20 protein-coding genes and 1 pseudogene are annotated in these 20,514 nt (G+C 67.2%); 15 read left to right on the top strand and 6 right to left on the bottom strand.

Annotation, left to right across the window (positions count from 1 at the left end):
• Window positions 1–9 precede the first annotated feature (9 nt).
• Window positions 10–681 (top strand): annotated as a pseudogene (locus tag ACTIMF_RS06335) (MFS transporter); the annotation flags it as partial.
• 156 nt (window positions 682–837) lie between these two features.
• On the opposite strand, the gene ACTIMF_RS06330 reads toward ACTIMF_RS06335, so the two are convergent.
• Window positions 838–2,280: an ABC transporter substrate-binding protein/permease gene (locus ACTIMF_RS06330; RefSeq protein ID WP_442349437.1), complete on the bottom strand. Its 1,443-nt coding sequence runs from the start codon at window positions 2,278–2,280 to the stop codon at window positions 838–840.
• Between the two features lie 188 nt (window positions 2,281–2,468).
• On the opposite strand from ACTIMF_RS06330, the gene ACTIMF_RS06325 reads away from it, so the two are divergent.
• Genes ACTIMF_RS06325 through moaA form a run of 3 tightly spaced genes read left to right on the top strand, consistent with a single transcriptional unit; the run spans window position 2,469 to window position 4,383 of the window.
• The gene (locus ACTIMF_RS06325; RefSeq protein WP_442349432.1) at window positions 2,469–2,966 is read left to right on the top strand and encodes a MogA/MoaB family molybdenum cofactor biosynthesis protein; all 498 of its coding nucleotides are present in this window, start codon (window positions 2,469–2,471) and stop codon (window positions 2,964–2,966) included.
• Complete coding sequence (locus ACTIMF_RS06320; protein ID WP_442349431.1) at window positions 2,963–3,388, top strand: molybdenum cofactor biosynthesis protein MoaE; 426 nt, start codon at window positions 2,963–2,965, stop codon at window positions 3,386–3,388. Before ACTIMF_RS06325 ends, ACTIMF_RS06320 begins: the two co-directional genes overlap by 4 nt.
• A complete protein-coding gene (gene moaA / locus ACTIMF_RS06315) occupies window positions 3,385–4,383 on the top strand; it encodes a GTP 3',8-cyclase MoaA (protein WP_442349430.1) in 999 nt (332 codons plus the stop codon). The genes ACTIMF_RS06320 and moaA overlap by 4 nt, the downstream gene beginning before the upstream one ends.
• A 6-nt stretch (window positions 4,384–4,389) precedes the next feature.
• On the opposite strand, the gene ACTIMF_RS06310 is transcribed toward moaA, so the two are convergent.
• From ACTIMF_RS06310 to ACTIMF_RS06290, 5 genes are all read right to left on the bottom strand, one after another.
• A complete protein-coding gene (locus tag ACTIMF_RS06310; protein ID WP_442349429.1) occupies window positions 4,390–4,626 on the bottom strand; it encodes a MoaD/ThiS family protein in 237 nt (78 codons plus the stop codon).
• The gene (locus tag ACTIMF_RS06305; protein WP_442349428.1) at window positions 4,623–4,868 is read right to left on the bottom strand and encodes a DUF6457 domain-containing protein; all 246 of its coding nucleotides are present in this window, start codon (window positions 4,866–4,868) and stop codon (window positions 4,623–4,625) included. Before ACTIMF_RS06305 ends, ACTIMF_RS06310 begins: the two co-directional genes overlap by 4 nt.
• Window positions 4,869–4,944: 76 nt before the next feature.
• Entirely contained in the window at window positions 4,945–5,421 is a 477-nt protein-coding gene (gene moaC, locus ACTIMF_RS06300) for a cyclic pyranopterin monophosphate synthase MoaC (RefSeq protein ID WP_442349427.1), read from the bottom strand.
• A complete protein-coding gene (locus ACTIMF_RS06295) occupies window positions 5,418–6,620 on the bottom strand; it encodes a molybdopterin molybdotransferase MoeA (RefSeq protein WP_442349426.1) in 1,203 nt (400 codons plus the stop codon). The genes moaC and ACTIMF_RS06295 overlap by 4 nt, the downstream gene beginning before the upstream one ends.
• Window positions 6,617–7,690: a ThiF family adenylyltransferase gene (locus tag ACTIMF_RS06290; protein WP_442349425.1), complete on the bottom strand. Its 1,074-nt coding sequence runs from the start codon at window positions 7,688–7,690 to the stop codon at window positions 6,617–6,619. The genes ACTIMF_RS06295 and ACTIMF_RS06290 overlap by 4 nt, the downstream gene beginning before the upstream one ends.
• Window positions 7,691–7,849: 159 nt before the next feature.
• Between ACTIMF_RS06290 and ACTIMF_RS06285 the strand changes: the two genes are divergently transcribed.
• The 11 genes from ACTIMF_RS06285 to ACTIMF_RS06235 all read left to right on the top strand — a co-directional run bounded on the left by ACTIMF_RS06285 (window position 7,850) and on the right by ACTIMF_RS06235 (window position 20,511).
• Window positions 7,850–8,257 carry a TOBE domain-containing protein gene (locus tag ACTIMF_RS06285; RefSeq protein WP_442349424.1) on the top strand — a complete coding sequence of 136 codons (408 nt, stop codon included), beginning with the start codon at window positions 7,850–7,852 and terminating at the stop codon, window positions 8,255–8,257.
• A 1-nt stretch (window position 8,258) separates the two neighbouring features.
• On the top strand, window positions 8,259–9,080 hold the full coding sequence (modA, locus tag ACTIMF_RS06280; RefSeq protein WP_442349423.1) for a molybdate ABC transporter substrate-binding protein: 822 nt from the start codon (window positions 8,259–8,261) through the stop codon (window positions 9,078–9,080).
• Window positions 9,077–9,865, top strand: coding sequence for a molybdate ABC transporter permease subunit (gene modB, locus ACTIMF_RS06275; protein WP_442349422.1), 789 nt, complete (start codon window positions 9,077–9,079; stop codon window positions 9,863–9,865). Before modA ends, modB begins: the two co-directional genes overlap by 4 nt.
• On the top strand, window positions 9,862–10,995 hold the full coding sequence (locus ACTIMF_RS06270; protein WP_442349421.1) for a sulfate/molybdate ABC transporter ATP-binding protein: 1,134 nt from the start codon (window positions 9,862–9,864) through the stop codon (window positions 10,993–10,995). Before modB ends, ACTIMF_RS06270 begins: the two co-directional genes overlap by 4 nt.
• Window positions 10,996–11,037: 42 nt before the next feature.
• Window positions 11,038–11,904, top strand: a complete 867-nt coding sequence (gene fdhD, locus ACTIMF_RS06265; RefSeq protein ID WP_442349420.1) for a formate dehydrogenase accessory sulfurtransferase FdhD — start codon at window positions 11,038–11,040, stop codon at window positions 11,902–11,904.
• 61 nt (window positions 11,905–11,965) lie between these two features.
• On the top strand, window positions 11,966–14,269 hold the full coding sequence (locus ACTIMF_RS06260) for an FdhF/YdeP family oxidoreductase (protein ID WP_442349436.1): 2,304 nt from the start codon (window positions 11,966–11,968) through the stop codon (window positions 14,267–14,269).
• 62 nt (window positions 14,270–14,331) lie between these two features.
• Complete coding sequence (locus tag ACTIMF_RS06255; RefSeq protein ID WP_442349419.1) at window positions 14,332–15,918, top strand: alkaline phosphatase D family protein; 1,587 nt, start codon at window positions 14,332–14,334, stop codon at window positions 15,916–15,918.
• 148 nt (window positions 15,919–16,066) lie between these two features.
• Window positions 16,067–18,199 (top strand): RNA polymerase recycling motor ATPase HelR, encoded by a 2,133-nt coding sequence (helR, locus tag ACTIMF_RS06250; RefSeq protein ID WP_442349418.1) that lies wholly within the window; start codon window positions 16,067–16,069, stop codon window positions 18,197–18,199.
• A gap of 9 nt (window positions 18,200–18,208) precedes the next feature.
• Complete coding sequence (locus tag ACTIMF_RS06245; RefSeq protein ID WP_442349417.1) at window positions 18,209–18,733, top strand: M15 family metallopeptidase; 525 nt, start codon at window positions 18,209–18,211, stop codon at window positions 18,731–18,733.
• Between the two features lie 118 nt (window positions 18,734–18,851).
• On the top strand, window positions 18,852–19,439 hold the full coding sequence (locus ACTIMF_RS06240; RefSeq protein WP_442349416.1) for a hypothetical protein: 588 nt from the start codon (window positions 18,852–18,854) through the stop codon (window positions 19,437–19,439).
• Between the two features lie 94 nt (window positions 19,440–19,533).
• The gene (locus ACTIMF_RS06235) at window positions 19,534–20,511 is read left to right on the top strand and encodes a glutathione S-transferase family protein (RefSeq protein ID WP_442349415.1); all 978 of its coding nucleotides are present in this window, start codon (window positions 19,534–19,536) and stop codon (window positions 20,509–20,511) included.
• The last annotated feature ends 3 nt before the right edge of the window (window positions 20,512–20,514 follow it).

Here is a 20,514-nt window from a genome sequence, read left to right as displayed (position 1 = left end):
ACCGCGGCGATCGTCGACCTGTTCCCGACCGAGCGGCGTGCGGGCGCAGGCGCGTTGGCTGTCGCCGTCAACTCGGGCGGCCTCGGGATCGGCAACGTGATGGGCGGTGTGATCGCAGACGTCAGTTCGTCGCCGCTCGTCGTACCGTTCGCAGCGCACCTCGTGCTGGCCGGGCTCGCACTCCTCGGCGTGCAGAGGTACGGACAGGCTCCCGGTCCGCGGCGCGGATGGCGGCCACGGGTCCAGCGCCTGCGAGTGCCCGCCGAGATCCGCGGGGCGTTCGCTCGCGGGGCCCTCGCCGCGGGTGCGGGCTTCGCCTCTAGCGGTGTCCTCACCGCGGTGACGGGTCTCTTTCTCGCGAACGACCTCGATCTGCACGCACACTGGCTGACGGGCTTCGTCGTGTTCGTGGTGTTCGCATCGGTCGCGTCCGGGCAACTGCTGGCCCGACGGATCGCCCAGCGGGCGGCCCTGCCTGCGGCCTGCCTCGGAATGGTCGTCGCATCCGGGTTCCTGGCGTGGGCGCTGGCCGGGCCTGCCCTCGCGCCGTTGATCGTGTCGGCCGTCTGTGTGGGTGTGTCCTGCGGTGTGTCCATGAACGTCGCGTTGGCGACGACGGTGGAACTGGTTCCGATGGCGTTCCGGGGCGGCGTCTCGTCGGCGTTCTTCACAGTGATCTATGTGATGCTGGCGTTCCCTGCGATCGGCGTCGGCGTCCTCGCGAACTCGCTCGGACTACGCGATGCGGGACTGATCTTCGCTGGACTCGTCGCGGCCCTCGCCGCAGGCGTCGGGATCGCCGACTATTTCCACATCGAACGCCAGACACTGAGCGGGTCACGTCGCGACGAACCGACCGAGCCGCGTCTCCAACGGGCCCTGCAGCGTCGACAGCACCAGACAGATCACCCAGTAGTAGACGGCGGCGGTCACATACAGCGCCAGGAACTCGAAGGTCGGCGCCGCGGCGATCTGAGCGACCCGCAGTAGCTCGGTCACCAGGATCGTCGAGGCGAGCGATGTGTCCTTGACCAATGAGATCAACGTGTTCGACAAGCCGGGCACCGCGATGCGGGCGGCCTGCGGCAACACAATCGACCGCATCGTCGTCCGGTAGTTCATCCCGATGGTGAGGGCGGCCTCGGTCTGGCCTTTTGGAACCGACATGATCGCGCCGCGGATGACCTCGGCCGCGTAACCGCCGACGTTCAGCGAGAATGCGACGACGGCAGCCGGGAACGGCGGCACCTTGAGCCCTAGCTCGGGCAGTGCATAGAAGATGATGAACAACTGCACCAGCAGCGGCGTTCCGCGGACCACTGAGATGTAGGCCCGAGCGGCCCACGCCGCCAGTCGTTTGTCGCTGATGCGGGCCAATGCCACGACGACGGCGATCGCCAGACCGACTGCGAAGCTGATCGCAGCGAGCGGGATCGTCGTCGTGACGGTCGCCTTCGCCATCGGCCACAGATTGTCGCTCACGAGTTGCCATGTCGACCGAGGCTGCGCCGGGGTCGCACTCGCACCGCTGGCGTCGGCCTCGAGATACTTCTTCGAGATCTCGGTCAACGTCCCGTCGGCGCGCAACTCGTCGATCGCGCCGTCGAGATCGTCGACGAGCGGGTCGTCCTTGCGCAACGCGAACGCCTGTTCGCTCTTGCTCCCGGTGTTCCCGGCGATCTTGACGGACTCGTCGCCGGTCTCGGCGAGATAGGCGTACACCGCGATGCTGTCGTTGACTGTTGCGTCGACGCGGCCTTGCTTCAGCAGGGTGATCGCCTGGGTGAAGCCTTCGACGGTCTGGACTCGGGCGCCGGCCTCGCGGGCGACGTCGGTCCAGTTGGCGGTAGCCGTTTGTGCGGTGGTTCGGCCAGCGAGATCGTCGAGGGACGTGATCGTGTCGTCGTCAGCCCGCGTGACGATCACGCCTTCGCCGACCGCGTACGGGCTCGACATCGAATACTCGGCTTCTCGCTCCGGTGTGGCGGTGACCTGGTTCGCGACCACGTCGAACCGGCCCGCGCCGAGTGCGGCGAAGATCGAGTCCCACGGCGCCTCGACGAACTCGGCGCGCTTGCCGAGTTTGTCGGCGACGGCGTTCGCCACGTCGACGTCGTAGCCGACGAGTTCGCCGGTGCTCTGATCGTGGTAGCTGAACGGACTGTAGGTCCCTTCGGTGCCGAACCTGATCACATCCGAATCCGTTGACCCGCCAGCGCACGCCGACGTCAGCGCGAGGACGGCGAAGAGTACGGCCAGAAGCGGCGTGATGGCGCGCATGCGGGACGTCATAGAGCAAGTAAACACTGCTGTCGGTGTCCGAACGGGGGCGTGCGACACGGACAATTCATCGATTGTGCTCGGCTGGCGACTCGGTCGTCGTCATCCTCTGCCCGGCCCCAAAGGCTGTCCGTCCGTGCCTCGTCCTGCTCGTACTCCGTGGTGCACGAGCGTGGGACACTGGAGTCATGTCCCGTCCAGCCCCACAACGTCTCAAGACTGCGACCGTGATCACCGTGTCGGATCGGTGTTCGGCAGGTGCCGCGGTTGACCGATCCGGTCCGCTGGTCGTCGAGCAGTTGGCGGGTGCGGGTTGGGATGCGGATGTGACGGTGGTGCCCGACGAGGTCACCGACATCGCGGGAGCGATCCGTGCCGCCGTCGACGCGGGCTCTCGCCTGGTGGTGACGACCGGGGGCACCGGCATCGCAGCCCGCGATGTGACACCCGAGGCCACCTCGCCGCTCTTGGATCGTGAACTGCCGGGGATCGCAGACGCGGTGCGAGCAGTCGGTGCGGCGAGTCTCCCCCAGGCCATGCTTTCGCGGGGGGTCGCAGGCGTCGCGGGACGATCTCTGGTGGTGAACCTGGCAGGCTCGACGGGTGCGGTCCGTGACGGCGTACCGGTGATCCTGCAGATCGCCGATCACGTCGTGTCTCAGCTGGACGGAGGTGACCACGAATGATCGTGTCCGCGTCGTTGAACGACGAGCCGCTGGACGTTGGCGCACACCTGGATGCTGTCGCCTCCCCGAGCGTCGGGGCCACCGCACTGTTCGTGGGAACTGTCCGCGACAACGACCCCGATGCCGCAGGCGCCGTCGTCCTGCTCGAGTACAGTGCACACCCCGATGCGGACGGGATCCTGGCGCGGATCGCCGAATCGGTCGACACGCCGGACGTCCGGATCGCGGTGAGTCATCGCGTCGGCGACCTGGACGTCGGCGGTGTGGCGATCGTCTGCGCGGTGTCGTCGGTGCACCGGGCCCAGGCGTACGAGGTGAACCGGGAGCTGGTCGAGCGCGTCAAAGCGGAATTGCCCGTGTGGAAGAAGCAGGTCGAGTCCGACGGCACGTCGGCGTGGGTCGGGTTGGGAGGGCTGACATGAGTGAACGGCTCGTAGACCGATTCGGTCGTGTGCATCGTGACCTGCGGATCTCCTTGACCGACAAATGCAATCTGAGGTGCACGTACTGCATGCCCGCCGAGGGCGTGCCGTGGATCGCGAAGCAGAATCTGTTGACCACCGATGAGATCGAGCGGGTGGGCCGCGTGCTCGCGGGATTGGGTATCAACGAGGTGCGGCTGACCGGCGGCGAGCCGCTGCTGCGTCCGGACGCGGTGAGCGTGGTGCGACGCCTCGCGGCCCTACGGACGGGCGAGGGCCGGATGCGGGTGTCGATGACGACGAACGCGCTCGGGCTGGCCGCGGTGACGGACAACCTCGTCGAGGCCGGTCTGGAACGCGTCAACATCAGCATCGACACGCTGAACCCCGAGCGATTTCACGCGTTGACCCGACGCGATCGCCTCGACGACGTACTCGAAGGGATCCGTGCAGTGCAGCGGTCCGATCTGCGCCCGCTGAAACTGAACACGGTCGCGATGCGCGGCGTCAACGACGACGAGTTCGTCGACCTGGTGAGATTCGCGCGCGAGCACGATGCGCAGTTGCGGTTCATCGAGCAGATGCCGTTGGATGCCGGACACACCTGGTCGCGGGTAGAGATGGTCGACGGCCAGGAGATCCTGGACCGGCTGTCCGAGGAGTTCACCCTCGAGCCGGTCGGGGAGCGCGGCTCCGATCCCGCGGAAGTGTTCCGAGTCGACGGCGGCTCGACGACCGTCGGGGTGATCGCTTCCGTGACGGCCCCGTTCTGCGGGTCGTGCGACCGCGTCCGGATCACCGCAGACGGACAACTGCGCAACTGCCTGTTCGCGCACGACGAGTCCGACCTCCTCGGGCTGTTGCGGTCGGGCGGCTCGGACGCCGATCTCGCCGCGATGGTCCGGCGGTCCATCGGCGAGAAGCGGGCGGCGCACGGAATCGACGGACCTGACTTCCTGCAGCCCGATCGTCCGATGTCGGCCATCGGGGGATGAGTCCGCTCAGCCCCCGGCGAACGGGGGGAGGACGTCGACGGTCGCGGAGTCGGCGGCGACGACATCGTCGTCGGCGCGGGCACCGTCGACCATCAGTGAGCAGCGGCCCAGCACGGCGGCGAACTCGGGCCCGTGCTCGTCGGCGAGCGCAGTGCGGAGTGCTGTCAGGGGCAGTGGACCGGCGACGTCCTGGTCGCGGCGCCCGGCGGCGTCGGCCGCACCGGCGAAGTAGCGAATCTTCATTCGGCGCGCTCCTGGACCAGACGAGTGACGACGGTGTGCGCCTCGTCGACGGACATTCCGTCGGCCACGGCGAGACCCACCAGGTAGGTCGTGATCGGCCCGGCGGGACGGGCGACGTTGTGCGCGACATCGCGCGTCAAGTCGAGGAGTGTGCGCAGTGGCACGTCGACGTCGGTGAGCCCCAGCGCAGGCGTGAGGTCGGCGATCCAACTGTCCAGATTCGGTAGAGCTCTCTCGGTCATCTGTGACTGTCCTTCGAGCGGTGCGGATGGGTGTGCGAGGCGGGAGTCGGGAGTACCGCGACGTAGTCGGGAGCAGTCATCGCACCCAGTCTCCACTCTTGCCTCCGGTCTTACGGATGAGTTTGATCTGCTCAATGGTTACGGACTTGTCCAGGCCTTTCACCATGTCGACAACCGACAGTCCGGCGACCGACACCGCGGTGAGCGCTTCCATCTCCACGCCCGTCCGGTCGGCGGTCCGGACGGTGGCCTCGATCGTGACGCCGTCGTCGGTGATATCGAGCTCGACGACCGCGCCGTGCACGCCGATGACGTGGGCCAAGGGAAGAAGTTCTGGGGTGCGTTTGGCGGCGGCGATGCCGGCGATACGTGCGACGGCGAGGACGTCGCCTTTGGGCGCGGTCCCGTCACGCAGCGCCGCGACGATCTCCGCGCCGCACCGCACGAAACCGGTCGCCGTAGCGGTGCGCACCGTCGGCGTCTTCTCGGTGACGTCGACCATGCGAGCCGCGCCCCTGCTGTCGAGGTGGGTGAACGGCTGATCTGCACTCACGAGAGCACCATGACCTCGACGGCGTCGCCTTCGTTCACCTGATCGGTCTCGGCGGGTACGACGGCGAGCGCGTGTGCGAGCGCGAGTGAGGTCACCAGGTGCGAACCGCTGCCGCCGGCCGTCGCCGGGCGGATCGTGTCGCCATCGAGCACGGCCGGTAGGAACTGTGTGCGCCCGGCGGGGCAGCGCCATCCGGTCGCCGCGGTCCGGGTCACGCGCGGCCGGTCGATGTCGCTCCGGCCGGCCATCGCGAGCAGCGCGGGCCGGACGAACGCTTCGAACGTCGCAGCGACGCTGACCGGGTTGCCGGGCAGTCCGAACACGAGTCGCCCGGACGCGTCGGTCCCGAACCCCTGTGGCTTGCCCGGCTGCATCGCGACCGGTCCGAACGTGACGGTTCCGGTGCCGTCGAGGACGGCTTTGACGACGTCGAAGGCGCCGACGCTGGCGCCGCCGGACAGGATGACCGCGTCGGCGTCGACGTCGTCGAGAAGTGCCCTGAGCGCGGTCTCGTCGTCGGTGACAGTCACGACCCTCACCACGTCGGCTCCAGCGGCGCGGACCGCTGCGGCGAGAAGGACCGAGTTCGATTCGGGGATCTGTCCGCGTGCGGGTTCGCCTGCGGGATCGATGAGTTCTGATCCGGTCGAGATCACGGCGACTCGTGGTGCGCGGTGCACCGGCACCATGGTGTGACCGGCAGAGGCGATCGAGGACAACTGCCATGGTCCGAGGTTCTGACCCGCTGCGACCGCGACGACACCCGCGGCCGAGTCCTCGCCTGCGCGACGAACATGGGCGCCGACACGCGGCGCTCGTGTGATCGTGATCGTGGCGGGAACCTCGGCGGTGATCACGGTGCCGAGATCTGTGTGCTCGAGCGGAACGACGGCGTCGGCGTCGGACGGGACCGGTGCGCCCGTCATGATGCGGGCGGCTTCGCCGACGCCGATCGCCGGATCGGCTCCGGACCCGGCGGGAACGTCGGCGACGACGCGTAGAACTGCGCCCTCCCCGGCGTCGGCGGCGCGCACCGCATATCCGTCCATACCCGAATTGTCGAACAGCGGGGTGGGCCAACGCGACGCGACGTCGGCTGCGAGGACGAGTCCCGCGGCGTCGGCGAGGCACACGGTCACAACCGGAGTGGGCGTCGTCTCCGCGAGTACGCGGTCGCGGTGTTCGGCGACGGTGATCACAAAGTGTTCCTTTCCGCCCAGGCGGCGTAGCCGCCGAGCAGGACGCGAATATCTGTGTCGGGATGATGTGCAGCGAGAGCCTGCGCTGCGGCGCGAGAGCGCGGGCCGCGTTGGCAGTAGACGACGGTGACGTCTCCGACCGGAACTGAGCCGGCGTCGGCAAGCATGTCGTCGAGTGGCACATGCCGAGCGCCGGGCAGTGCCCCTTTGGCGACTTCGTCGAGATTCCGAACGTCGAGCAGTGTTGCACGCGTGATCGTCTCGGAGTCGTCGACGTGAACGCGTCCGATCTGTGCGGCCGTCGCGACCGGGCCGATCGGCACCTCGTCGACTCGGGAGCCGAGAGCGTCGAGGACCAGCATCCGGTTCAGAAGTGGGTCGCCGACACCGCAGATCAGCTTGACGGCCTCGGTGACGAGGATGCCGCCGAGTTGACCGCACAGTGCGCCGAGCACGCCGGCCTCCGCGCAGTTCGGCACCTCGCCGGCAGGCGGCGGAGCGGGGAACACGTCGCGCAGGGTAATCGGGGCGCCCGCCGGTGGCGCGGACCAGAATACCGTGGCTTGGGCATCGAATCGAAGGACGGACCCCCATACGAGAGGGCGGCCGAGGGACGCACACGCATCGGCGACGGCGTAGCGGGTGTCGAAGCTGTCACTGCCGTCGATAACCAGGTCGTACGGTGCGAACAGGTCGGCAGCGTTGTCGTTCGTCAGGCGTAGACGATGCTCGATCACCTCCGTCCGCGGAGAAAGGTCGCGGACGCGTTCGGCGGCGACGGCGGCCTTCGGTCGGCCGACGTCGTCGGCGCCGAAGACGATCTGACGTTGAAGGTTGGACGTGTCGACGACGTCGTCGCCGACGCCGCCGATCACACCGCCGCCTGCGGCGGCCAGATAGCGCAGGACGGGGGAGCCGAGGCCGCCCGCGCCGATCACACAGACTCTCGCGTTCGCCAGCCGTCGTTGGCCCGCGTCGCCGATCTCTGGGAGACGGATCTGTCGCGACGCCCGCAGTCGTTCGTCGGCGCGGATCGACGGCGCGGGTTCCACCAGTGGAGAGATGGGCATGTGTCCAGGCTATCCCGGTCTCGGAGAAAGACCGGCCGGACGATTCGCACCGCGCTGATTCCGATGGTGGCGCCATGCTCGGAACTGTCGGCGGCGGGACGCGTGTCGAAGAAGTCCGTTACAACCGCGTTCCGCATATGCGGTGATAATCTCCTCATCGTGACTGAATTGCGGATCGGCCGTGCTGCACGGCTTCTGGGAGTCAGTGACGACACACTTCGCCGCTGGATCGATGCGGGCAGACTCGATTCACACCCCGACGCGGCTGGGCGCGCTGTCGTGGACGGTGCCGCTCTCGCTCGCTTCCTGTCCGACTCGGCACCCGAGCACGACGACCCCGTCGATCGCGCGTCGAGCGCACGTAACCGATTCGTCGGCATCGTGACGGGTGTCGTGAGCGACACGGTCATGTCGCAGGTCGAGATGCAATGCGGACCACACCGTGTCGTCTCACTGATGTCGACGGAGGCGGTACGCGAGCTCGGGCTCGAAGTGGGATCGCTCGCCACCGCGAGCGTCAAAGCGACGACGGTGATCCTGGAGACACCGTCCGATACGGAAGACTGAGATGACCAGAACTGAAATGACGCGAACTCAGCCGAGGGGAGTCGGTGCTGCGGGTCGTATGCGGGACTCGGCCCGGCTGTTCGCCGCGCTCATGGCTGTGGTTGCGCTCGTGCTCACAGCGTGCGGCGGCTCGAACGACGACGATTCGTCCGGTGAGATCACGATCTTCGCTGCCGCGTCCCTACAGGGGTCGTTCGACGATCTCGCCAAGGCATTCACCGATGCCGAGCCCGACTACCGAGTTGCGCCGATCGTGTACGACGGATCGCAGGCCCTCGCCAAGCAGATCGTCGAAGGCGCCGACGTCGACGTCATAGCGTTCGCGAACGAGTCGAGTCTCGAGCCGGTCACCGAGGCCGGATTGAGCGGCAAAGGCGACATCTTCGCGACCAACACTCTTCAGATCGCGGTCGCGCCGGGCAACCCGAAGAACATCAAGACCCTCGCCGATCTCGCGAAGCCGGATACCACGACGGTGCTGTGCGCTCCGGAGGTCCCCTGCGGATCGGCGTCGCAGAAGTTGTTGAAGACGGCTGGTGCGAACGTCGATCCGGTCAGTCAGGAGACCAACGTGACGAGTGTCGTCACGCGCGTCGCGAACGGCGAGGCCGATGCGGGTCTGGTGTACGCGACCGACGTCGCGGCCTCCGACGGCAAACTCGAGGGCGTCACCCCGCCGAACGCCGAGGACGCGGTCAACCGGTATCCGATCGCTGTCCCCGATGACGCGCCTTCGCCTGAGGCAGGGAAGGCGTTCCGGGACTTCGTGCTCTCGGAAGCCGGCCAGAAGATCCTTCGACAGTACGGATTCGGTCCTGCGTGAGGCTGCCCCGGCTGCTATACGTCCCCGCGGTCCTCGGCTTCGCGCTCCTGCTGTTGCCGATCGTCGGGCTGGTCTCCCGCGTCCGGTGGGAGACCATCGGCGAGGATCTGTTCTCGTCGGCCTCGATGACCGCACTCGGGCTGTCAATGTCGACGGCAGCGTGTGCGACGCTCGTGTGCGTCGTCGTCGGACTGCCGATGGCGCTGCTTGTCGGACGGGTCGGTCGTCGTAGCGCGGCGGTGATGCGCACGATGGTGCTGATCCCACTCGTCCTCCCGCCGATGGTCGGTGGCCTGGCTCTGTTGTCGTTGCTCGGACGGTCGGGGTTGATCGGCAGGCCGATCTTCGCCTGGAGCGGATACAGCCTGCCCTACACGACGGTCGCAGTCGTCGTCGCACAAGCTTTCGTCGCGCTGCCGTTCTTCGTCATCACCGTCGAGGGCGCATTACGGACGTCGGGTGTCTCGCATGAGGAGATTGCGTCGACGCTGGGCGCCGGGCGATGGCGGGTTCTGACCCGCGTCACACTGCCGCTGGTGATGCCCGGACTCGTGGCGGGCACGGTCCTCGCCTTCGCGCGGGCATTGGGGGAGTTCGGCGCGACAGCGCTGTTCGCGGGCAACGCACCCGGCGTCACCCGAACCATGCCGCTGGCGATCTACACCGCATTCAACGGGGTCGGTGTCACCCAGGACTCCGCGGTCGCGCTGTCCCTGCTGCTGTTGGTCAGTGCGGCGGTCGTCGTGTGCGGTCTGCGTTCCTGGCGTGAGGACGCGGTCCGATGATGCAGTCCCGGGCGAGAACGTCTCCCCAGCTCATTGCTCCGAGGGGTGGCCGCCTGAGCGCCGACGTCGCCGTAGCTCGCGCGGAGTTCGACGTCGCTGTGCGATTCGACGTCGACGCGGGCGGCTGCGTCGCACTGCTGGGCCCCAACGGATCGGGGAAGTCGACCGTCCTGGCCGCGCTCGCGGGATTGGCGCGGCTGCAATCGGGAACGGTGACCGTAGACGGAGAGACGATCGAGGAGACCGGCCGGATCCGACTGCCTCCCGAAGCCAGGCGGATCGCGCTGCTCGACCAACGCGCACGGCTGTTCCCGCACCTATCGATCGAACGAAACATCGGGTTCGGACTCCGGGCTCGGGGCGCGGACCGTCGGGACGTTCGATCGGTCGTTGCCGAATGGCTCGATCGGATCGGACTGGCCGACCGCGCGCAGGCCCGCCCACACGAGTTGTCAGGTGGTCAGCAGCAACGAGTGGCGATCGCTCGCGCCTTCGCCTCGCAGCCCCGGGTCCTGCTTCTCGACGAGCCCTTCGCTGCCCTCGACGCCGAGAGCGCGCCCATCGTCCGGCAGGTGCTGTCCGACCAACTCGCCGCCACCGCGACGACCGCGGTCCTGGTGACCCATGAGATGTCCGATGCGTGGCAGTGGGCAGACACCTGCCTGGTGTTGAATCGCGGGACCGTCGTCGAAACGGGTACGCCGTTCGACCTCGCGGTACGCCCCCGCGGCTCGTTCACCGCATCGCTCGCCGGGTTCAACGTGATTCGGGGGAGGTGGCACACCGATGGGCTCGAGGTCGAGAACGCACTCCTGTGGGGTGTCCCCGAGGATGACTTGCGTGAGGGTGATCCGGCGATCGGCATCGTCGCTCCGCGGGACGTTGTCGTCGAAACAGCGGCGGCACTCGAAACAGCGGCGGCACTCGACGCACGGGTTGAGCCCGATGCCCTTGCATCGGTCTCGGTGCAGGCGGGAGTCGTGCGGGTCGGCATCGCCTCGGGATTGAACGCGGAGCTGCCGATCGACGCCGCTCTCCGGGTCGGAGGCGGTTCGTTGCCCCGCGCAGGCGACCGCTACGTACTGACGCCGCGGAACATGCGGGTGGTGAGATCCGACGATCGATCGTGATCGGCCGACCTCGATTGACCCAGCGCGGGCTAGGCTGAGGGTGTGGGACGGATTACTGCGCGCTGGCCGATAACCAAAGTATCGGTCGCGCAGAGCAGCGCTCATCGTGTCGACGTCCTCGCGGTCGAGGAACCGTTGGAGGTCCGCATCGCCGGACAGCCGTTGGTCGTCACCATGCGCACTCCCGGACATGACGTCGAACTCGCCGCGGGTTTCCTCGTGTCCGAGGGGATCATCGCGCGCGGCGAACAGTTCCGCGGCGCGATCCACTGCGGTGGGCCGGGCGGCGGAGGTGGGGAGAACACCTACAACGTCCTGGACGTGTCGCTTGCGCCGGATGTGCGACTACCGGGCCGCGAGCATGCGCGATCGTTCTACGCGACGAGTTCGTGCGGGGTATGCGGAAAGGCCAGCATCGACGCCGTACACACCGTGTCGACATATGCGCTGACCGGTGACGACACGGTCGTCGACGCCGCGCAGGTTGCGGAGCTTCCCGAGATGCTGCGGGCAGCTCAAGCGGTCTTCGACAAGACCGGCGGCTTGCACGCTGCCGGACTGTTCGACGCGCAGACCGGCGAACTGCTCGTCCTGCGCGAGGACGTCGGACGCCACAACGCCGTCGACAAGGTGATCGGATGGGCGCTGCTCGAAGATCGTCTCCCGCTTCGCGGCACCGTGCTTCAGGTGTCCGGCCGAGCCAGTTTCGAGCTCGTGCAGAAGGCGGTGATGGCTGGGATCCCGGTATTGACCGCGGTGTCGGCTCCGTCGTCGCTCGCCGTACAGCTCGCTCGCGACTCCGGACTGACGTTGGTCGGTTTCCTACGCGGGCAGACCATGAACGTCTATACGCACCCGCACCGCATCGACAATCCGCTGGAACCGCTAGAACAATCTGTGAGGGCCTGACATGACCGACCTCGAGAATCCGAGCACGACGTCGACCCCGGTATCGGAGTTCACCGGTCTGATGCCAGACGTTCCGCGACAGGGCGGATTCGGCCCGGCAACGTCAAGGCCGTGGTCGTCGAAGCCGTATCATCACCCGGCCGCGGCGTGGGGCGCCGCACGATCGGTCGCGAAGGTTCTCATCAAGGAGCGCGAGCTGTTCAAGGGCTCGGCCACGATGCTGACGATGAACCACCCGGTCCGCGGTTTCGACTGTCCCGGTTGCGCGTGGCCGGACGACAAGGGCGTCGCCCTCGACATCTGCGAGAACGGCATCAAGCACGTGACGTGGGAGATGACGCACAAGCGCGTCGACCGCGAGTTCTTCGCGGCGCACACGGTCACCGAACTCGCGACGTGGAACGACTACGACCTCGAGGACCAGGGCAGGCTCACCGAGCCGATGAGCTACGACGAAGCGACGGACCGATACGTGCCCGTCACCTGGGACGACGCTTTCGCGATGGTCGGCGACGAGCTGCGGGCGCTCGACACACCGAACGCGGCGGCGTTCTACACCTCGGGCAGACTCTCGAACGAGGCGACTTTTCTCTACCAGTTGTGGGCGCGTGAATTCGGGACCAACAACGTGCCGGACTGCTCCAACATGTGTCACGAGGCTTCTGGCCGCGCGCTCAACGCGTCGATCGCCACGGGGAAGGGAACAGTCTCGCTCGCGGACTGGGACGAGTGCACGGCGCTGTTCGTGTTGGGCGTGAACGCGGCGTCGAACGCGCCTCGGATGTTGACCTCTCTCGCGCACGCGGTGAAACGCGGAGCCCAGGTCGTCCACATCAATCCGATGACGGAGGCCGCGGCGACCAGGACGATCGTTCCGCACGAGGTCGGGCAGATGGCCACGTTCCAAACCTCGGACACCAGCACCATGAACGTGCAGGTGCGCCCGGGTGGCGACCTCGCCCTCATCCGCGGCATGGCCAAAGCGGTGTTCGAAGCCGAAGACGCCGACCCGCGCGGAGGTGCCATCGACCACGACTTCCTCGAGCGGTTCACCGACGGGTTCGAGGACTACCGGGCCCTCGTCTGCGCGGCGAGCTGGGACGAGCTCTCCAGGCAGGCCGGTGTCTCCGAGAAGCAGATCCGAGAGATCGCGCAGGTCTACCTCGATTCTCCGCGCAGCATCATCGCGTGGTGCCTCGGCGTCACGCAACACGAGCACGGCGTCGACACGGTTCGAGAATTCACCAACCTTCTCCTGCTGCGGGGCAACATCGGTCGGGAGGGCGCAGGACCGTCGCCGATCCGCGGCCACAGCAATGTGCAGGGAAACCGCACATGCGGCATCGACCACAACCCGAGCGAAAGTTTCCTGGCGGCACTCGACGCCGAATGTGCAATAGTGTCGCCGCGCACCCCTGGACTCGACACCGTCAAGACGATCCAAGGAATGAACGACGGCTCTGTGCGGGTCTTCGTCGCACTCGGCGGCAACTTCGTCCTCGCCGCACCGGACACCAAGTACACCGCGAAAGGACTGCGAGAGTGCGCCTTGACGGTCCAGGTCAGCACAAAGCTGAACCGAAGCCACCTCGCGCACGGCCGCCGCGCTCTGATCCTGCCGTGTCTCGGGCGCACCGAACGCGACGAGCAGGAGAGCGGGCCGCAAGGTGTGTCCTGCGAGGACGCCATGAGTAACGTGCAGCTGTCCGTCGGCAAGAAGAAGCCGGCGTCCCGACACCTGCGCTCGGAACTGGCGATCCTGTCCGGCATGGCCCGCGCGACCCTGCCCGACAGTGCGACCCCGTGGGAGGGCTACGTCGCCGACTACGACCGGATCCGGGACTCGATGTCACGAGTCCTGCCCGGTTTCGACGGCTTCAACGATCTCGTCAAGCAGCCGATGGGGTTTCGGATCCCGCAGGCCGCGCGAGAGCGGATCTTCCACACGCCGAGCGGCCGAGCCGAGTTCTCGCACGCGCCGTTGCCGAATGCGATCCCAGACGACGCGGACGTCCTCGTCCTTCAGACGATGCGGTCACACGACCAGTGGAACACCACGATCTACTCGAGTGACGACCGATACCGGGGCATCAAGAACTTGCGTGAGCTCGTATTCATGAACGCCGACGACATGCGCGACCGCGGGCTCACCGAAGGGGCGTTCGTCGACATCGTCTCGACGTCGAAGGACGGCACCCAGCGGTCGCTGACCCATTATCGGGCAATCACCTACGACCTCCCGGTCGGTGCGGCGGCCGGCTACATGCCGGAGATGAACGCACTCGTGGGAGCGGCCGATTACAGCACCCAGAGCGACCAGCCGTTGATGAAGAACATCCAGGTCCGCATCGTCGCGTCGACGTGAGGCCACTTCGGCGTCACCCGACGTTGGGCTGACGGTAGCTTGCAGCGGGAACGCTGACGGGCATGTCGAGTCACACCATATCTGCCGTATCCCGCCGTACCGTGCTGCGCGCCGGAGCTGTCGGCGCTCTTATCGTCCCGGCCGGAACCGCGTTGGCGGGCTGTAGTTCAGGTGAGTCGACGCCGGGGGTGCGCCGACACCGGCCGAGCCTCACACACGGTGTGGCCGCAGGCGAGATCACGACGACCGGTGCGCTGGTGTGGGCGCGCTCGGATGAACCCGCTCGGATGCTTGTGGAGACTGCGGCCACCGAATCGTTCGCCAATGCGAAGACGTTCCGCGGCCCGCTCCTGACCCCCGCGTCCGACGGCACAGGTCGCATCCGGGTCGCCGGCCTCGAGCCCGGCCAGAGGGTGCACTATCGAGTAACCCTCGAAGGCGATGACGGCGCCCGCTCGGAGCCGCTGACCGGTGTTCTGGTGACCGCACCGACCGCGCCGTCGGATATCACGTTCGCATGGTCCGGCGACGTCGTCGGTCAAGGGTGGGGGATCAACCCCGACCTCGGCGGCATGCCGATCTTCGGGGCCGTCGCCGATGCGCGACCCGACTTCTTCCTGCATTCGGGCGATGCGATCTACGCAGACGGGCCGGTCGAGGCGACCAAGATGCAGAACGACGGATCGGCGTATCGCAGCGTCACCGCCGACGCCAAGAGCCGGCCCGCGCAGACCCTGGACGAGTTCCGAGGCAACTACGCCTACAACCTGACCGATGAGCACTACCGACGTTTCGCGTCCTCGGTCGCGCAGGTCATCTCGTGGGACGACCATGAGGTGCTCAACAACTGGTTCCCGGGGGAGGATCTCACCGGGCAGGACCGAGACGGATACACCGAGATGAACGTCGACGTCCTCGCCGGACGCGCCCGCCGGGCGTGGAGCGAGTGGCAGCCAACCGAATCGGGCGAACGCGGGCGCGTCTACCGAAAGGTTCCGTACGGCCCGCTCCTGGACGTGTTCGTCCTCGACATGCGCACGTACAAGGACCCGAACCCGGACGCGTGGAACACGACGAACACCGACGGACTTCTCGGTGCCGAGCAGACCCAGTGGCTGATCGACGGTCTGAATCGCTCGACGGCCACGTGGAAAGTGGTCGCGAACGATCTGCCGCTGAGCATCGTCGTCCCCGACACGAATACCGACCGCCCCGGCGCGCGGCCGTCGATGGAGGCTGCCGCGCAGGGCGACCCCGCCGCTCCACTCGGACGTGAGATCGCCTTCTCGCGGATACTCTCGGAGACCAAAGACGTGCCCGGAGTCGTCTACTTGACCGCCGACGTCCACTACACCGCGGCGATCTCGTACGAACCCAGCCGGGCCGCATACTCCGACTTCTCGCCGTTCTGGGAGTTCGTCTCCGGACCGCTGCATGCGGGCGCCTTCCCCGCGAGCCCGCTCGACACGACGTTCGGCGCGAAGTACGAGTTCGTCCACGCACCGACGACGGCCGACACCTCGCCGGCCGAAGGCTTCCAGCACTTCGGAAAGGTCACGATCTCCGCTGCGTCGAAGACACTGACCGTCGACCTGTGCGATGCGACCGGAAAGTCGCTGTATCGCAAGGAGTTGACGCCCGAGCGGTAGGTGGTTCGAGGAGCTTACGGGCCTACGTCGGCGATAAAGGCGATGGCTCGGTGCTGCCTTTCCCCTTTCATCCTAGCGCGGGAGCCGGGGCTTGCGGCAAGAGCCGGGAGCGGGTGCACAATGGTGCCTTCGCTCGCGAAAGGGACCTGTGACCAGCACCGTTTTTCAACTCTCCGCCGTATCGACAGCCAAGGCCGACCCGAATGTGATCGGTGTCGACGAGGCGGCGTTCGCCGACGTCCGACGCCGCGTCGACGAGCAGATCGCCGACGCGACGGCCGACCTCGACACTGTCCGGAAGGCTACCGACCTGCGCGGGGCAGGCGGCGTGGAACGAGATCTGGAGGTGCGGCGCCTCGAGCGACGGCTGCGCAGGCTGTCCCATGTCGGAACCGACCTGATCCTCGGACGGATCACGGGGCTCGACGGACGGTCGACGTACATCGGCCGCATCGGTCTGACCGATGCGGCCGGCTCAACGCTTCTCGTCGACTGGCGCACGGCAGATGCCGAACCGTTCTTCACCGCGACCCTCGCCGACCCGTGCGGCGTGGTGAGTCGCCGCCACTACCGATGGTCACGGGGCGTGGTCGTCGACTACTGGGATGAATGGTTCGGGGCAGGCGGTGACGCACCGGCGGGGGCACTCGACGCACAGTCGTCGTTCCTCGCCGGATTGGCTGCTAGTCGCTCCTCGACGATGACGTCCGTGCTCGGGACCATCGCAGCCGACCAGGACGCGGCGATCCGAGCGTCCTCGCGCGGTCCGCTGGTCGTCGATGGAGGACCCGGCACCGGAAAGACTGTCGTCGCACTGCACCGAGCGGCATATCTGGCGTACGCCGATCCGCGATTGCAGGGCGGCCGAGGTCGACTCCTGGTCGTCGGGCCGCACCGGCCGTATCTGGCCTACATCGCCGACGTTCTGCCCAGCCTCGGGGAAGAAGCCGTCGTCACCTGCACGCTCGCCGACATGGTTCCGGAAGGCGATGAGGCCGGCACCGAGAGCGACCGCCGAGTCGCCGGGCTCAAGTCGACCGTCGCGATGATATCCGCCGTCGAAGCCGCCGTGCAGTTCTACGAAGAGCCGCCGCGCAAGGGTTCGTGGGTCGAGACCGACCTCGACGACGTGTGGGTGAGCGTCACCGACTGGGCCGATGCCGTGGGAGCTGCCGAGCCCGGCGTGCCGCATAACGAAGCACGCGTCGACGTGTGGGAGGCACTCGTGGACGTCGTGGCCGACGGGGACGACGAGATGCGCTCGGCACTGTCTCGGTCCAGTGATCTCGCCGCCGCGCTCGGCAGAACGTGGCCGACCCTCGAGCCGGACGATCTCGTCTCCGACCTGTGGACCGTCCCAGCCTATCTCCGCCGGTGCGCGCCGCACCTGACCGACGAGCAGGTCGCCGCCCTGCAACGCTCGGACGCGAACGCATGGACCGATGCCGACCTGCCGATCCTCGATGCGGCGCGCAGACGGCTCGGAGATTCCGCCGCGGCCCGCCGCGAAGCCCGCAACCGCGCCGAGGCCGCCGAACGCAGACGGACGATGGACACGGTGGTCAGCGATTTGATCGCCGGGTCCGACGACGGCGAGGCTCTCGTGTCGATGCTGCGCGCCGACGACATCCAGGACGTGATCGTCGACGATGCGGGTACCGAACGTGCGGAGCCAGACGTACTCGCCGGGCCGTTCGCTCACGTCATCGTCGACGAGGCGCAGGAGTTGACGGACGCCCAGTGGCGGATGCTCGTCGACCGCTGTCCGTCCGGCAGCTTCACAGTCGTCGGCGATCGAGCACAGGCTCGAGACGGCTTCACCGAGAGTTGGGCGCAGCGACTTCGACGCGTCGGTGCAGGCGACGCGCGCCTGTGCACGCTCACCGTCAACTACCGCACCCCGGAGGAGATCATGACGGCGGCCGCACCGGTCATCCGCCAGGCACTCCCCGACGCGAACGTGCCGAGCTCCGTCCGAACCGGAGGGACCCCCGTCACGTACGGGCACGGCTCCGATCTCGAAGCGACGGTGACCGACTGGTTGCGCGAGAACTACGACGGCACCGTGTGCGTCATCGGCGCACCCGAGTTCGACGGGTCCCGACTCGGTGGGGGCGACCGGATCGCGGTATTGACGCCGAGCACGGCTAAGGGGCTCGAGTTCGATCTCGTAATCCTCGTCGATCCTGGACAGTTCGGCGACGGTGTCGCCGGAGCCGTCGATCGATACGTTGCGATGACGAGGTCCACACGAGCGCTGATCGTCCTCACCAACGAGTAGTCTCAGGCCATGCGCATCCGGGTGATCCTCGCAGCAGCCGTGGTCTCGTCGATCGCCGCCCTGGCCGGGACGGGCCAATTCGGGGCAGGACAGTTCGGGACGGGTCAGGCGGCCGCCGCGCCGCCAGCCCGCGTTCTCGGAATTCCGATGGCCGCCGGCACCGGAGGCCTGACCCCGGAACTCGCCGTCGCCTACACGCTCGCCAGCCGGGACGCGCAGCGGGCGGGCACAGCCCTGCACATCACGTCGGGAAAACGAACGCGAGCCGAGCAGCGAGCACTGTGGCAGCAGGGGCTCGGTGACTACGGAAGCGCCGCGCAGGCCCGTCGGTGGGTGCTGCCTCCGAACGAGTCAACGCATGTCACCGGTCGGGCGATTGACGTCGGTCCGCGCACCGGAGCAGCGTGGCTGCAGCGCAACGGCAACCGATACGGGCTGTGCCGTTCGTTCGACAACGAGTGGTGGCATTTCGAGTTCGCGACATTCCCCGGCACTCCGTGTCCGCCGCGGATCCCCGACGCAGGCCACCGATGATGTGGAGCGGCGACTCATGACGCCCGCTGCAGACCCCGACACGCGCACTGTCGACATGCCGGACACGGAAACCTCGAGAGCGCTAGGCGTTCGCACGTCTGTAGGCCAGGATGTATGCGTGGCAGACAACGAGACCGTCGACTCGACGACCGACGACGGACGTCGCTACCTGACGTACGAGGAGTTCGGCAGACGCTTCTTCGAAGTCGCCGTCACCCAGGAACGAGTCGGGGCGGCGTTTGCCGCCGTCGCGGGCGAACAGTTCCAAGTCGGGCCCCTCGTCGTGGGTCCGGCGGGAGTGGCGAAGGTTCGCGCCGACGTGGAGATCGCCGAGCCGGAGATTCTGCGCCAGGTCGGTGACTCGATCACCTTCACCGTCCGCCTACCGTTGCGGATCGCTCTTCTGGTCGACCTGAAGGTCGACCGAATCAGGTACGACGTCGACGGCGTCGTGACGCTTCCGCTGACGGTGCGCTGCGCCGAGCCGCTTCAGTTACGCATCGAGGTGAGACCGCCGCAACCCCGCGACGTCGTCGTCAACGTCGCGTCGTACAACATGCGCGGCTCGATCATCCGTTACCTGGCTCAGGTGGACGACGAGATCCGACGAGTCATCGCCCGGTTCGTCGCCGACGAGATCGACAAGCCAGAGACCCTGCGGGCGCGGCTGATCGACGTCGACGTCGAACTGGGTAAGGCATTCTGAGGATGACGACGTTCTCCGGACATCCCGGTGTTCGGGCCACTCGAGCGGAGGCCGCAGCCGGACCGGAAGCCGACGATCACGAGGAGAGGCATCCATGAGTGAACACGACACGTACGTGAAGGCGAATCAGCCGTACGAGCGGGACACCCGGTACATCGAGACTCGAATCACCCGCGACGCCGCCGACGGTTTCCCCGTCGAAGCGGGACGGTACCGACTCGTCGTCTCCTATGCGTGCCCGTGGGCCAATCGGACCATCATCGTCCGCCGCCTCCTCGGCTTGGAGGACGCGATCAGCATGGGCGTGTGTGGGCCGACGCATGACAAACGATCCTGGACGTTCGATCTCGATCCGGGCGAGGTCGACCCGGTCCTGGGCATCTCGCACCTGCGGGACGCGTACTTCGCTCGCATACCGGGGTACGACAAGGGCATCACAGTCCCCGCGATCGTCGATGTCCCGACCGGGGCGGTGATCACCAACGACTTCCCGCAGATCACTCTCGACTTCGAGCAGGAGTGGGTCGATTTCCACCGCGACGGGGCGCCCGACCTGTACCCGCAGGACCTGCGCGCCGAGATCGACGAGGTGAACGCACACGTCTATCGGGACGTCAACAACGGTGTCTACCGGTGCGGCTTCGCCGGATCGCAGGAGTCCTACGAGGCGGCCTACGATCAGCTGTTCTCGCGCCTGGACTGGCTCAGCGAGCGACTCAAGAATCAGCGGTACCTCGTCGGCGACACCATCACCGAAGCCGACGTCCGCCTGTACACGACGCTTGCGCGCTTCGACCCCGTCTACCACGGGCACTTCAAGTGCAATCGCGAGAAGCTGTCCGAGATGCCGGTGCTGTGGGCGTACGCTCGCGACCTTTATCAGACTCCGGGGTTCGGCGACTGCACGAACTTCGATCACATCAAGAGCCATTACTATGAGGTCCACCTCGACATCAACCCGTCCGGCATCATCCCGAAGGGGCCGGACCTCGCCAACTGGCATACCGCGCACGGACGGCAGAGCCTCGGTGGGTCCCCGTTCGGAAGAGGAAGCGCGCCGGCCCCGCTGTAAGAG

The organism is Gordonia sp. (in: high G+C Gram-positive bacteria) (assembly GCF_052106715.1).
Lineage (GTDB): Bacteria > Actinomycetota > Actinomycetes > Mycobacteriales > Mycobacteriaceae > Gordonia.
Note: the sequence above shows the minus strand (reverse complement) of the source record. Positions and strands in the feature narration are given on the sequence as shown.

What these genes read in the sequence shown, in the direction of transcription:
- ACTIMF_RS06235 (WP_442349415.1), top strand. Translation starts at nt 19,534, where the DNA reads ATGAGTGAACACGACACGTACGTGAAGGCGAATCAGCCGTACGAGCGG.
- ACTIMF_RS06320 (WP_442349431.1), top strand. Translation starts at nt 2,963, where the DNA reads ATGATCGTGTCCGCGTCGTTGAACGACGAGCCGCTGGACGTTGGCGCA.
- ACTIMF_RS06260 (WP_442349436.1), top strand. Translation starts at nt 11,966, where the DNA reads ATGCCAGACGTTCCGCGACAGGGCGGATTCGGCCCGGCAACGTCAAGG.
- ACTIMF_RS06245 (WP_442349417.1), top strand. Translation starts at nt 18,209, where the DNA reads ATGCGCATCCGGGTGATCCTCGCAGCAGCCGTGGTCTCGTCGATCGCC.
- ACTIMF_RS06270 (WP_442349421.1), top strand. Translation starts at nt 9,862, where the DNA reads ATGATGCAGTCCCGGGCGAGAACGTCTCCCCAGCTCATTGCTCCGAGG.
- ACTIMF_RS06310 (WP_442349429.1), bottom strand. Translation starts at nt 4,626, where the DNA reads ATGAAGATTCGCTACTTCGCCGGTGCGGCCGACGCCGCCGGGCGCCGC.
- ACTIMF_RS06330 (WP_442349437.1), bottom strand. Translation starts at nt 2,280, where the DNA reads ATGCGCGCCATCACGCCGCTTCTGGCCGTACTCTTCGCCGTCCTCGCG.
- ACTIMF_RS06255 (WP_442349419.1), top strand. Translation starts at nt 14,332, where the DNA reads ATGTCGAGTCACACCATATCTGCCGTATCCCGCCGTACCGTGCTGCGC.
- moaA (WP_442349430.1), top strand. Translation starts at nt 3,385, where the DNA reads ATGAGTGAACGGCTCGTAGACCGATTCGGTCGTGTGCATCGTGACCTG.
- ACTIMF_RS06290 (WP_442349425.1), bottom strand. Translation starts at nt 7,690, where the DNA reads ATGCCCATCTCTCCACTGGTGGAACCCGCGCCGTCGATCCGCGCCGAC.
- ACTIMF_RS06325 (WP_442349432.1), top strand. Translation starts at nt 2,469, where the DNA reads ATGTCCCGTCCAGCCCCACAACGTCTCAAGACTGCGACCGTGATCACC.
- modA (WP_442349423.1), top strand. Translation starts at nt 8,259, where the DNA reads ATGACCAGAACTGAAATGACGCGAACTCAGCCGAGGGGAGTCGGTGCT.
- ACTIMF_RS06305 (WP_442349428.1), bottom strand. Translation starts at nt 4,868, where the DNA reads ATGACCGAGAGAGCTCTACCGAATCTGGACAGTTGGATCGCCGACCTC.